This is a genomic window from Clostridium merdae, assembly GCF_900176635.1.
GTDB classification, from domain to species: domain Bacteria; phylum Bacillota; class Clostridia; order Oscillospirales; family Acutalibacteraceae; genus Faecalispora; species Faecalispora merdae.
Genome location: NZ_FXLN01000003.1, coordinates 712,289 through 725,240, shown reverse-complemented (window position 1 = coordinate 725,240; position 12,952 = coordinate 712,289). Strand labels below are relative to the sequence as shown.

Annotated in this window: 12 protein-coding genes; 11 read left to right on the top strand and 1 reads right to left on the bottom strand. The window is 46.8% G+C overall.

From position 1 onward, the window contains the following. Nucleotides 1-992: 992 nt before the first annotated feature. The 7 genes from CAN90_RS05285 to rpe all read left to right on the top strand — a co-directional run bounded on the left by CAN90_RS05285 (nucleotide 993) and on the right by rpe (nucleotide 8,831). Entirely contained in the window at nucleotides 993-2,174 is a 1,182-nt protein-coding gene (locus tag CAN90_RS05285; protein ID WP_085832778.1) for a 3D domain-containing protein, read from the top strand. A gap of 350 nt (nucleotides 2,175-2,524) precedes the next feature. Then, on the top strand, nucleotides 2,525-4,504 hold the full coding sequence (locus CAN90_RS05280) for a sodium-translocating pyrophosphatase (RefSeq protein ID WP_085832777.1): 1,980 nt from the start codon (nucleotides 2,525-2,527) through the stop codon (nucleotides 4,502-4,504). Nucleotides 4,505-4,916: 412 nt separating this feature from the next. Continuing rightward, nucleotides 4,917-5,441: an SMI1/KNR4 family protein gene (locus tag CAN90_RS05275; protein ID WP_085832776.1), complete on the top strand. Its 525-nt coding sequence runs from the start codon at nucleotides 4,917-4,919 to the stop codon at nucleotides 5,439-5,441. A gap of 621 nt (nucleotides 5,442-6,062) precedes the next feature. Beyond that, on the top strand, nucleotides 6,063-6,506 hold the full coding sequence (locus CAN90_RS13825) for a hypothetical protein (protein WP_085832774.1): 444 nt from the start codon (nucleotides 6,063-6,065) through the stop codon (nucleotides 6,504-6,506). 42 nt (nucleotides 6,507-6,548) lie between these two features. Continuing rightward, a complete protein-coding gene (locus CAN90_RS05260; RefSeq protein ID WP_242953577.1) occupies nucleotides 6,549-6,956 on the top strand; it encodes a hypothetical protein in 408 nt (135 codons plus the stop codon). 2 nt (nucleotides 6,957-6,958) lie between these two features. After that, nucleotides 6,959-7,900 carry an AEC family transporter gene (locus CAN90_RS05255; RefSeq protein WP_085832773.1) on the top strand — a complete coding sequence of 314 codons (942 nt, stop codon included), beginning with the start codon at nucleotides 6,959-6,961 and terminating at the stop codon, nucleotides 7,898-7,900. Between the two features lie 292 nt (nucleotides 7,901-8,192). After that, entirely contained in the window at nucleotides 8,193-8,831 is a 639-nt protein-coding gene (gene rpe, locus CAN90_RS05245) for a ribulose-phosphate 3-epimerase (RefSeq protein WP_085832771.1), read from the top strand. Here rpe and CAN90_RS05240 read toward each other — a convergent pair. Beyond that, a complete protein-coding gene (locus CAN90_RS05240; RefSeq protein WP_085832770.1) occupies nucleotides 8,828-9,400 on the bottom strand; it encodes a hypothetical protein in 573 nt (190 codons plus the stop codon). The two genes, rpe and CAN90_RS05240, sit on opposite strands and share 4 nt — an antisense overlap. Before the next feature lie 77 nt (nucleotides 9,401-9,477). Between CAN90_RS05240 and CAN90_RS05235 the strand changes: the two genes are divergently transcribed. Genes CAN90_RS05235 through CAN90_RS05220 form a run of 4 tightly spaced genes read left to right on the top strand, consistent with a single transcriptional unit; the run spans nucleotide 9,478 to nucleotide 12,931 of the window. Beyond that, the gene (locus CAN90_RS05235) at nucleotides 9,478-10,716 is read left to right on the top strand and encodes a 4Fe-4S dicluster domain-containing protein (RefSeq protein WP_085832769.1); all 1,239 of its coding nucleotides are present in this window, start codon (nucleotides 9,478-9,480) and stop codon (nucleotides 10,714-10,716) included. Between the two features lie 7 nt (nucleotides 10,717-10,723). Then, nucleotides 10,724-11,656, top strand: coding sequence for an RnfABCDGE type electron transport complex subunit D (locus tag CAN90_RS05230; RefSeq protein WP_085832768.1), 933 nt, complete (start codon nucleotides 10,724-10,726; stop codon nucleotides 11,654-11,656). Beyond that, nucleotides 11,643-12,341, top strand: a complete 699-nt coding sequence (locus tag CAN90_RS05225) for an Rnf-Nqr domain containing protein (RefSeq protein WP_085832767.1) — start codon at nucleotides 11,643-11,645, stop codon at nucleotides 12,339-12,341. Before CAN90_RS05230 ends, CAN90_RS05225 begins: the two co-directional genes overlap by 14 nt. After that, nucleotides 12,341-12,931, top strand: coding sequence for an Rnf-Nqr domain containing protein (locus CAN90_RS05220; RefSeq protein WP_085832766.1), 591 nt, complete (start codon nucleotides 12,341-12,343; stop codon nucleotides 12,929-12,931). The genes CAN90_RS05225 and CAN90_RS05220 overlap by 1 nt, the downstream gene beginning before the upstream one ends. The last annotated feature ends 21 nt before the right edge of the window (nucleotides 12,932-12,952 follow it).

The window sequence follows — 12,952 nt, the reverse complement described above, 5'->3', positions numbered from 1 at the left end:
TATAGGAGAAAATACAAGCACTTTGTGATTCATAAAAAAGAGGAATAAAGATAGGTTTTTCCTGATTTTCTTTTACATTTTTAAATCACAGCGCGTGTGTTTTTGCAGTGCAAAAGTTACACGCAAAATCCTTATATATAATGAAAGGAAAATACGGCTTTAAAATCTAAGTTTTAGGCATTGTAATATGGCCTGTTAAGGCTTTTTTTGGGACAACCTATTCGTAATCCAAGAAACTCCCAAAAGAAATATGTAAAAATTCTTCTCTAATAAGTGGGAATGATTAGATAGAAAGAAATCGCTTCAAAATAAGAATATAAAAAGTGAATTAATTCGACTTTGTCTTTCGGTACATAACAAATAGTCAATTATTAACAGGTAAATAATTACAAATACATGCGATTATACTCTGGCTTTTTATGAAAATGTGAAACAGTAGGTCTCCTTAAAACTCCGCTTTTGCCGTGTAAAAAGCGGTTATCACTCTGTTTCAAACTGTTATTTTTTAAACTTATTTTTCGGTAGGAAAAGACAATTTCTTACAGGTTATGTAATTCCAATGTAGAAAAACAAAAATATGTTAAAAATCTAGCTATAGCTGAATTTTTTAAATGTGAGTTACGGTATTGCTTATGATTTTATGCCGAAATAATCTCTTATTTTACAAAGAAAAACAGCCTTGTAATGATTGTAACAAGTTTGTAACCGTTCATTTTCTTACAGTTTGCACAGAAAGGGGGGGACGTTTTCCCGACGAAAAAAAAGAAATTCGAAGAAAAGAGGCGTTTATAATATCTTTAAAAGAATTATTCGATTTTTCAATTGTGCAAACAGTACAAAAATACAATGGAATTGAATTTGACAGCATTCATATTGTGCAGATATAATAACGCCATCAACGAAATCCGAATTCCTTACCTCAACGACGCAAAGCTTCTTTGCGGTTTTTTCATTTTCAGAGCAGTTGAGGAAGAAGAAAGGAGACAATGCAGTTGGAACTACATTTTCCGGCTAAAAAATTCGTAGCGTTTGCGCTAACGATGATTATTTTTTTAAGTTCAGTCGTAACAGCGGTTGCAACAACCATTGCCGCAACCATCGTGGATGATAATAACACGTATACCATTCAAGTGCTGTCTTCCAAAACCGAAGACATTTTGGCACAGGCCCAAGTTGAGGTAGGCCCCCACGATGTGGTAACTAGAAATGACGAGCATGGAATCTTCATTCATATTCGCAGAGGATACGAAGTAAACGTATCTGCTAAGGGCAAAACCACTCCTGTGATTATGTACACGAATGAAACCGCTGCTCAGGCACTCCAAAAGGCTGGCGTACAGGTTAGTGGAAAAGATAAGCTGAATGTACCGCTTGACCAGGAGTTGACCTCGGGCGACCAGGTAAAGCTAACAAAGCAGTATGGAATTCATGTATTGTTTGATGGAGGCTTCCGCAGCCCCACGGTCTCAGAAGGAACCGTGAAGCAGGCTTTAAAAGAGAGCGGCATTACTCTGGGGAAAGACGACATCGTTACCCCCTCCCTCGATACACCGGTGGGAGATGGCCTTGTAGTGGCTGTTAAGAGAGTGACTTATCGTGAAGTAAAGAAAACAGAAGATGTTCCTTTTACGACTGTTGAAAAAGAGAGCGACACGGTTTCTCCTGGTGCTTTTCGTGTCACAACGGTTGGTGAACAAGGCCAGCGCGAAGTAGTTGTTCGCGAGAAGCTTGTGGACGGTACGGTGGAAGACTCCGAAACCGTTAGCAGTGCTATTGTGAAACAACCGGTTGCCGAAGTAAAGCTGGTTTCCCCTGCTGATCAGGAGGAAGAAGTATCTGCTACACCTACCTTTACAGACAGTAACGGTAAGCAGGTAAATTATCGCAAAGTCATTAAAGGCAAGGCGACGGCGTATACCTCAAACGGCGGTCGCACCTCAACCGGTAAGCTGGCTCAGGTTGGCTATGTAGCGGTTGACCCAAAAGTGATTCCCTATGGAACAAAATTGTATATTACCTCGCCCAATGGAAAGGTAGTGTACGGTTATGCCGAGGCAGCCGACACCGGCGGTGCAATGCGCAGCGGTCGTGTACTGGTTGACTTGTATTACGATACTGAGAGCCAGTGCAACAGCTTTGGTGTTCGCAATATGCTGATTTATGTTCTAGACTGACCACGGCTTGCGTAAAAAATGAAAAAGGAATGGCAGAATTTCTGCCGTTCCTTTTTTTGCGTTATCCACTCAATATGAATGTTTTACTGCGATAAAAGCAAGCTTCGTTTAGTTTTCGTAAAAAGAAAGAAAGCGCGAAGTCCATCGAATTTTGTGCATAATTCTTAAATGTTTTTTACAATTTACTCTAAAAATGGCTTGTTTCTTGACTCTCAACTTTTCAACATGGTATAATTGCGCAACATATCTTTATTTTTTTATGCGGTTTTGCTTTTCGGGAACGCACGTAGCACGAATGAATTATGTATCAACCGCATTTAAGAAAAACGAATACAGAGGAGAAAATTAGAATGGATTTGTACTATTACCTAGCAGCAGGTGCTGCGCTGGTCGCGCTGCTTTCAGCGGCGATTTTGGCAAGGCAGGTAACCGCACAAGCGGAAGGCACAGAGCGGATGAAAGAAATTGCAGCGGCAATTCGAGATGGGGCAAACGCTTTTTTATGGGCAGAATACAAGATTCTGGCAGTCTTCATTGTTGTGGTATTTGCACTTATTTCAGCAGTGTCTGGCTTTTTGGGGGCAGGCGCATTTTTAATGGGAGCGGTTTCTTCCATACTGGCAGGCTTTTTTGGCATGAACATCGCTACCCGCGCAAATGTGCGCACAGCCAATGCGGCAAAAGAGCACGGAATGCACCGTGCACTTGGTATTGCATTTTCCGGTGGTGCTGTAACCGGGCTGAGCGTGGTGGGTCTTGGCCTTTTGGGCGTAGGAATGCTGTATTATTTCGTACGCGACCCCAATATTCTCTTTAATTACAGCTTGGGCGTTTCCTCCATTGCGCTGTTTGCGCGAGTGGGCGGTGGTATTTACACCAAAGCGGCAGACGTAGGCGCCGACTTGGTAGGAAAGGTTGAAAAAGGGATTCCGGAGGATGACCCGCGTAACCCGGCGGTTATTGCCGACAATGTGGGTGACAACGTAGGCGACGTAGCCGGCATGGGAGCCGATTTGTTTGAGTCCTATTCCGTATCCATCGTTTCCGCCATTTCTTTGGGATTGGCTGTTTTCGGCGAAAAGGGAGCGTTGTTCCCGCTGCTGCTGGCGGCAGTTGGCATTTTTGCTTCTGTCATCGGAACGATTCTAATACGCATGAGCAATCAGAAGAATCCCAAGCGTGCGCTCGACAGCGGCACGCACTTTGCGAGCATTGTCGTAATGATCGGCGCGCTCCTGCTTAGCAACTGGCTGTTCGATGGCCTTATGCCGGGCTTTGCCGTGGTGGCCGGTCTTTTGGCCGGTGTTTTGATTGGAATTTTAACGGAAGTATACACCTCTGCCGAATTTGGGTTTGTGAAAAAAATTGCCCGTCAGTCTGAAACGGGCTCGGCAACCAATATCATCAGTGGTCTTGCAGTCGGAATGACATCCGTTACCATTCCTCTGCTCACGATTTGTGCCGCCATTTTTGTGTCTTACTCGGTTGGCGGTTTGTATGGCATTGCTCTTGCCGCTTTGGGGATGCTCTCCACCACAGGGATTACGGTTGCAATTGATGCCTACGGCCCAATTGCAGATAACGCAGGCGGTATTGCAGAGATGAGCGGGATGGATTCTTCCGTGCGTGAGATTACCGACCAGCTTGATGCGGTGGGTAACACCACAGCGGCAGTAGGAAAAGGCTTTGCAATTGGTTCGGCGGCGCTGACCGCACTTTCCCTGTTTGTTTCGTATGCGGAGGCAGTTGAGCTTGACTCCATTAGCATTCTGGAGCCTCGTGTTATGATTGGCTTACTTATTGGTGGTATGATGCCGTTCCTGTTCTCTGCGTTTACTATGGAATCGGTTGGCAAGGCCGCTTTTGAAATGATAGAAGAGGTGCGTCGCCAGTTTCACACCATGCCCGGCATTATGAACGGTACCCAAAAGCCGGATTATAAAAAGTGCGTGGCAATTTCTACGCGTGCCGCGTTAAAAGAAATGCTTGCTCCGGGACTAATTGCAATTATGACTCCGGTGGCAGTAGGGCTTTTGCTGGGTGTACAAGCATTGGGAGGTACATTGGCAGGTGCTTTGGTTACCGGTGTGATGATGGCTATTTTCATGGCAAACTCCGGTGGCGCATGGGATAATGCGAAAAAATACATTGAGCAGGGGAATCACGGCGGTAAAGGCAGCCATGCTCATAAGGCGGCAGTTGTAGGTGACACGGTAGGGGATCCGTTTAAGGATACATCTGGCCCTGCGCTGAACACGCTGATTAAGCTGATGTCTATCATCGCTTTGGTATTTGCACCCATTTTCCTTTCAAAGGGAAGCTTGTTGTAAAAGAGGCTTTACAATACTCGGTCCGTTTTTTTGAAAAATTAGAGAAGCAGAGCACTCCTTACACGGGAGTAAGTGAGGCTGGCAATGTAAAGTCATTTGATATAGTTAAGTATGGAGATAAAACACCAGGCATTCAAAATTATTATGGAGTAATGGATATGCGGGCACAGAAAAATATTCCTGGTTATAAATCCAGACCTGCCGATTAAACAGCAATGGCATTAACGCCAGAACAACACAATGCAACAAAGTCTGTATTTGGAAAATGGTAATATGAAAACTATGGATTCAAAGGGCAAGTTGATTGGAAAAGTATCTTTCCATAGCAAATACAAAAATTGTCTGAAGAGATTACTATCAAGAATTTCATAGATATATTTATGGACTAGAAAAGTAATGGAGTGAAGTGTTTATGAATATTAAAAAGTTAATTGCTAAAGCAAAGACTTTACCCAATTGCATTGTGCTACCTCCATCGAGGATGCCACAAGTGGAAAATAATTTAGCAATCCCAGACGATGTAAAAGAGTTTTATAGTCTTTGTGGAGGTATGAGCCTGTTTGAAGGTGCTGCTTATGCTATTAAAATTGTTAAGCCAGAAGAGGTCGTTTTTGCTAATCCAGTAATTATTGGTGAGGATATTATTAATGCCGAAATTGAAAAGGGAACTTATGATAGCGAAATATCTAGAGATTGGTTTATAATTGCTGACTTGTATAATTCGGATTATGCAGTTATTGATTTTAATAAAGAGCGGATGGGTCAATGCTACAAAGCATTTTGGGATAGTTATCCTGAAATGGGAGGTATGCCGATAATTGCTAAATCATTTACTGAATTGTTAGAACACTTTATAAATAATGGAGGGGGGTATTGGTATTTTTTAAAAGATGATTTTGTGCCATATGGTGATGCATATGATGGTATAGCTGGCTAATAAGAAATAGTGTAAGTGTAGTAGCCTGCCATCATAGTTTAGATATGCAAGGGCGGTTATCTCAACAGAAATAACCGCCTTTTTTTATTTGAACATTTCATTAAAAGTCACAGGTGTCAATAATGGCCACCATGTAACCCCTTGGTAAATGCGGGTGTTCTTATAATCCGACCATCTGACAGGTGACCGTATCACCAATTCCGATCACCTATGCAAAATGCCGCAGCCCGCATTGCGGGTTGATGTAAGCCGAGGCAAAACAAAGCCGCAAGCCTTTGTCTGCATAACCAGAAGGGCTGTAAGAATTATTTACGGCATGATGCGGACAAAGACCGAATACAAGCCGTTTGAAAAGTTGGCAGATTGCTGTTGTTTCAACTGCCATTATGGTAAAATAGAATTGCAGAATATGTAAAAAACCTCTGGAAAGGGGTTTCATATAGATTGTGCTTTTAGTGGTAAAAAGAGCTTACAGGATAAAACCACAGTATAGAATATCTATAATGCGGGAGCGGCTCTGCTTCATTCATTAAAAAATTTGATTCACCCTCTTGCAAATCGAACATACATTTGATAAAATAGCACTAATCGAACATATGAGCGGTTTTCGGAGGGCTAAAAATGAGTACAGTGGTAACCTTAGTAACTCTAGCGATAGCTGCGGTCGTTTTTCTTTGCAAGCGCCCACGTAGCAAGAGGACAAAGGGAATTTGGGGCTTGTGCGCTTTATCTGGAATTATGGGATTACTCGTACCGGGTGGTGCATTTGCAATGCAGGCAATGCAAAGCCTTCTACAAGGCTTGCTCGCGGGCTGCTGTTTGCTGGCGGTTTGCAAAGAATATCGTTTAAGAGCCCAGCATCTTCACACTTGCCGTTTGCGTACGACTTTGCCTGAACAGCAGCGCGGTTTAGAGCTTGCAAATTGTGCTCCCAATTTAGCGCCGATGCGGGAATCCTTGACATTCCCCGCCGGGCGAATTATACTTAGAACATTATTTTGGGTTTTCATTTCAAAAGCGAGGGGCATACAGGCAAGGCTTTTTTGCCGCCTTGTAACGAAATAACCCGGGAAATTCTCTGTGAAGAGAACAGGAGAGAAATACGGAATGATGGCATATCTTTACCCCGTTATCTGGTTTGCGGCAGGGTTGATTATGATTTTCAAACTTCGGCAGGAAAATAAGATTTTTATTTTCGCTGGAGTTTACTTTTTATTCTTAGGCGGCTGGTGGCTGACCAATATTCTCTACCCAGATTACCACATGTTCTCCGGGAATATGGGGTGGATACTGCGTGGAGTAACTGCATTGTCTCTGGCTGTGGTAAGCGTGGCCTTTTACCGTGAGAAAAAACGAACTGAGGCAATGCTTGAAAACGATAAAGAAGAGCAGAGCATACCGAACGATACCGAGCTAGATGCACTTGAGCCGGCAGAACCGGAGGAGACACAAGAGGCGGAAGGAAAAGAAGCCTTACCGGAAGAAGAATCACCGGATACCCACAGGGAGGACTAACCTTGCTTGCATCGATTCTCACTGTGGCAGAGAAGGTGTTCGTCATGTTTTTAATGATGGGCGTAGGGTACCTTTGCTACAAAAAGCGCATCATTACATCACGCGGCGCCGCACAGCTGACGAATTTGCTCCTGTATATTGTAGGGCCTTGCCTTATCATCTCGGCATTGCAGGGGAATTCTGGCTCAGTGAGTACCGGGAACATCCTGTTAACCATCGGTTTGTTTTTGGTCGGGATGATTGCTGCCGCCCTTGCAATGCAGCTTCTGTTTCGCTCCCAATCACCAAAACGAGCCGGGATGCTGCGTTACGGTGTGGTGTATACCAACTGCGGGTTTATGGGTTTGCCGCTGGCACAGGCGATTCTGGGCAATGCAGGCGTTGTGTATGCTTCGGCTTGCCTAGTGGCTTTTAACCTGCTTACTTGGACGCATGGGTACCTTCTTCTGGGCGGCGGTGGCGATGACCGCAGGCAGATGCTGAAAAACGCTTTGCTCAACCCCGGCACCATCAGCTTTGCGGTGGGTCTACCGTTGTTTGCATTTTCATTACAGCTGCCAGAAGCGATAATGGCTACCATGGGTTCTATGGGTGCAATGAACACCCCGCTTGCTATGATTGTGGTAGGTACCTATTTGGCACAGCTAAAGATAAAAGAGATTTTCTCAGACAGTGAGGTCTTAAAGGTTACTGTATTGCGCCTTGTTGTTGTACCGGCGGTATTTTTGGTACCGCTGTGGCTTCTTCAGCCCGATTCCGGAGTGCTCATTACCACTGTTCTTCTTATGGCAGCACCGGTTGGGATGAACTCCGTTCTGTTTGCAATTAAGCTGGGGAACGATGTGCCCCTTGCCTGTAAGATGGTGGCAATGAGCACGTTGTTTTCTATTCTGACGATGCCTGTGGTAGCGGCAGTGGCACAGCGTTTGGTGGCTGCTGGTTAAAAAGCAGTGGCGTTCGTGTGATTAAGCGCATAGTATGGAATGCGGGCGAGATTGAGTACCGCTTCAAATAGATTGCCTGCCTCAGTCGTTTCGGCTGTGGCGGGCATTTTCTTTTTGGACGTGTTTTGAGGGATGACACTGTGCTTGAAAAAGGGTGGAATTTGGGGTAAAATAGAACAGATTGAAATGGGGAGCGGTGCCCTTCGCAAAAAGAATGGGGCGCCGAACCTCCCAGCGGGAGAATCTGCCCCAAAAACAGCCGCTGCGCTTGCGCAGGAAGGAGTTCTCAACTATGTTAGTAGCACCCTCAATGTTAGCCTCCGATTTTTCCCATTTAGCGGACGAACTAAAAAAAATAACGGATGGCGGTGCCGATTACGTTCATTTGGATGTAATGGACGGCGCTTTTGTGCCAAATATATCCTTTGGTGCGCCGGTAATTGCCGCCATGCGCCCTCATACATCTATGCTGTTTGATGTTCACCTGATGATACAGCACCCCAAACGATACATAGCCGATTTTGCAAAGGCTGGGGCAGATATTATTTCGTTCCATGTGGAATGTGCAGATGACCCGGCAGAGGTAATCGCTGAAATTGTGTCTCATGGCGTAAGGCCCGCTATGGTGCTAAAGCCGAATACACCGGCTGAGTCGATTTTTCCATATTTGGACAAGCTATACATGGTGCTGCTCATGACGGTAGAGCCCGGCTTTGGTGGGCAGAGCTTTATGCCGGAGCCGCTTTTGAAGGCACGGCAGTTAAAAGAGAAAAATCCCTCCGTCTTGATTGAAGCAGACGGAGGGATCAACGCCCAAACGGTATTGGACTGTGCTCAGGCAGGCGTAGATATTTGCGTAGCGGGAACAGGCGTGTTTAAAGCGGCTGACCCCGCTGCGGCAATCCGGCAGCTGCAGTCTGCCGGTTGCTAAAGGCAGCCCCCTACCTGATTTACTGCATCACGTGAGAGAAGCTCACCATGTTCCATACACAATGCAGCGGCAGTTTTCCCAATGCCGCGCAGTCGGGCATACTCTTTTAAAAATGCTTCTGTTTTTTCTTTCATTGCAAAATACGGGGAGAGAATCAGCCGGTAGTTGCTCCCGTACCGCAAGAGCTGGCACCCGCCAAGGGTGTTAATGCGGTATAGGTGCTCCAAAACGTCTAGTAGATCTCCGGCGTTTTCCAGTTCATACACATAGGGCCCGGAGCATTTAATCCGGTAAATTTTACGCGGTTCTCCTTTTTTAGCCTTTGCTGGGGATACCGCGGTAAACATTAGCACGGTTTCACCGTCTGCGGTTGCCATCGCTCGAATCGCCACCTGATCTCTTTTTAGTGTGAAGTTGGTACTGGCGCAGGCCGCAGCAAAAATACGGGCAATGGTTAAACGGCAGTGCAGGCTGTTCCAGCTTAGTCCCTGCATTAGCCCCAAGGCTCGGGTTTCCCGTGCGGTTAGGATGATCAGCAGGTGAGAAGCATCCAGGGCTTTTGTCTTCAATCGAACACCCCCAATCACATTTAGAGCTTCACTACTATAATATTAACGGCCCCGGTATTTTGTAAGAGGTGATTTCAATGATTTCGTTTTTTTCTTCCGGTATTCGTCTGGAACAACAAAAAAGCCGTACCATGAAAGCGAAGATTTTAGTACTGCCGGCGCCAAAGGTACTTCATGTTCCCTTGCCGGGTGCTCAGGCAATTTCAGACCGCTGTGTGCGAGTACAAGAGACGGTACTGCGCTTTTCACAGCTTTCTATGCCGGGCAGTCATGTTGCCGTTACGTCACCAGTAAGCGGCATCGTTACTGGTTTTCAAACCTTTTCCCACCCGGTGCGGGGCACCGTAGATTGTGCGGTGATTGAGCAGGACGGTGAGGAACAGGAGCTAACGCTGCGAGCTCCAGAAATAGAGCTTACCCCACAGGGGCTCATTCATCTTGCTGCAGTAGCAGGGATTATTGATGAATATGATGGAATACCCTTGTTTAAGAAGCTAAAACGCCTCAGAAGAATGAAAATTGATTGGCTTGGTGCAAATGTGCTGGATGACGAGCCTTTTGTTTGCAGTGGTTTGGCTGTCCTGCGGGAGAACCCGCAGGGGGTACAAAGAGGGCTGGAGCTTGCGGCTCTGGCAGTTGGCGCGAAGAAGACCGGCGTTGCGGTAGTGAGCGGCTTGCGGGCGCGCAGCTACTCGCATGTGTCAGGCCATATTGCAGATCTTCTGGTTGGCAGCGGTGGTCGTTACCCCGCACAGCCGGGGTTAATCAAGAGATTACGAAAGCAGGGCTTTCACCCGGGTTTAATCGGGGTGCAGGCACTGGAAGCGCTTGCACAGGCAGCAGAGCGAGGAATTCCCCAAACAACCACGGTTATCACCGTTGCGGGGGAGGGCGTATCTCGCTGGCAGAACCTGCGTGTGCCGCTCGGCATGCCAATTGGGGAGCTGCTCGCAGCCTGTGGGCGTAAGAAACGCACGGCAGTTATCGCTGGCTCGCCCATTACTGGAAACCGTGTGGAGGACCTTTCTGCACCGGTTACCGCAGACCTTCGCTGCCTGATTGTGCTGCCGGAGGCCAAACAGACCGTAAAGGTATTCCCGTGTATTGGGTGTGGTAAGTGCGAAGCAGCCTGCCCGGTTGGGATTATGCCTTGGAATATTTACCGCCGCATACAGGGGCAGGAATTCCCCGATGCAAAGCAGCTTTTGCGGGTCGAGCATTGTGTTGGCTGCAACGCTTGCTCTGTCGTGTGTCCATCCGGGCTGGAGCTTGCCGAGGCGGTAGCCCGCGCAATGGAAATCAAAGAAAGGGGATAAGCGCTGAATGCAGCAACTTATAATACAAAAACCGCCGTTTCTCCGCAGTGGCCAAACGGTGTCTAGCATGATTAAGGACATGCTGTTGGCGCTGGCACTCCTGTTGGCTTTGCCTACTGTTCATTATGGCCTGCAAGTGCTTTTGATTGCTTTTGTATCCATGGCCTCTTGCTTTATTTGTGAGGTAGCCGCTTGTATGGTTGCAAAGCGTCAAGTAAATATATCGGAGTTATCCTTTGTAGTTACCGGCTTAATCATTGCAATGCTAATGCCGCCGTATGCACCTTTATGGCTACCTATGGCAGCAGCGGCGTTTGCAGTACTGGTTGCCCGTGTGCCGTTTGGGTTTACCGGGAATAACCCATTTAATCCGGCGGCCGCAGGTGTAGCGTTTGTTACCGTCTTTTGGCCGCAGAAGGTCTTCTCATATTTAGAGCCGTCCGCTTCATCGGTGTTAAAGGAGGGGCTAAAGCCCTTTCAAGTTCCCTCTGAAATGCTTTGGGGCAATGCAAGCGGTGCTATTGGCACCACTGCCGTGTTAGTAATTGCCGCTTGCGCGGTCTATTTAATCGTGAAGAAAACCGTAAATTGGAGAATCACCGTTTGCTTTTTGGCAGCCGCAGGGCTCATGGCACTGCTGTTCCCACGCATCATGGTTACTCCCCTTACTTCATTAAAGTATGAAATGCTCTCCGGTTCGTTACTGTTCTGCGCGGTGTTTTTAATAACGGATCCCGTTACATCACCCCGCACACAGGTGGGCAAAGCAATTTATGGTGCTGTTGCCGGCGTGCTGATTATGCTGATGCGCCGCTATGGCGCCTTTGAGCAGGCGGCATGCTTTGCGGTGCTGCTTATGAACGCGATTTCTCCGGTGATTGACAGCTTCGTGATTGCCATTCTAACAAGAAGGGAGGCAAGGCGTAGTGAGCAGCAATAAAAAGAAGACCAAGGCACAGCCGCAGATAATGGAAAAGGGCAGCCGCAAAAGTGCTTCGCGGGGCTCTAAGAAAACAATCCAGCAGCGATTGGTAAAAGAAAGCATCGGCATTTTTCTCAATGGTCTAGTCTACCGTAACCCTGTGGCGCTTGGCGCGCTTGGTCTCTTCCCTGTAGTGGGAGCGGGGTATAGTATAGAAAATGCTGCCGTGCTCTCTCTCATGATGTTGGTGATGATGCTTCCGGTTTGCCTTCTCAGCGGGTGGCTCAAGGTGCCAGTATGGATTCGCCCGGCCTTGGCTTTAGTGCTTTCTGGAATTTTGTATATTCCAGCAGCTTATCTTACCAAATGGCTTTTGCCGCAAACGGTATCGACTTTAGGGGTGTATGCCATTTTAATGATAGGCAACTCGATTGTGCTTTCTCGTGCGAATGACTATGCGCCTACGCATATTTCGCTAGCGGTGCTAATGGATTCTTTGGGCTGTACGGCTGGCTTTTCCGCCGTATTGTTTTTGGTTGCCGCATTCCGGGAGATTTGGGATAAGCTCGTTGCAAATACGGGCGGCGTGTACCACGCGGGGGCATACCCGTTGGTTGGGTTCTTGCTGCTGGGTATGATTGCTGCTCTCATTCAGCACATGAATGCGAAGCGACTGGCGGCAGAAAGGAAGGCGAAGCAGTAATGGAAATGGCAGCTCAGTTATTTCTTTATGCAGTTTTGGCGATTACCGCACAGAATGTGATTTTCTGTGGGGGAATTGGCTTTAGCCGCGTACTGCGTGCGGCACGCAGGCCCAAAATTTTGCTTTCTTATGCTGGTCTATTGAGCTTATTTACACTTCTTTCTGCATGGCTTGGAATCGGTATTAATAAGTTGATTCCGGGAATGAGCCCCATTGCATTTTACCGCCCCGCCATCTTTGCGGCGTGTGTTGCGGTTTTGTATTTGCTTGCGGCTCTTATATACCGCGTATTTTTTGCGGCACGTTATAAAAGGTTGGAGCCTGTTTTTTCTTCCTCCGCCATTAACTGCCTAGTTTTGTCGATGCCCTTTATTCAAAGAGTATTTCGTATGAATGAATGGCAGATTACCGGCTATGCGATTGGGTCAGGAGTGGCGTTCTTCTTGGCGGCTCTTGTATTGTCTCATGCTATGGAGCGGCTGAAAAACCCCGATATGCCAAAAGCGTTTCAAGGTTTGCCATCGGTGTTTTTGTATGTAGGTATTTTATCGCTCGCGATATTTGGTTTTGCGGGAGGCAAGCTTTTTTAATAATTTAATTTTGCGCTACGG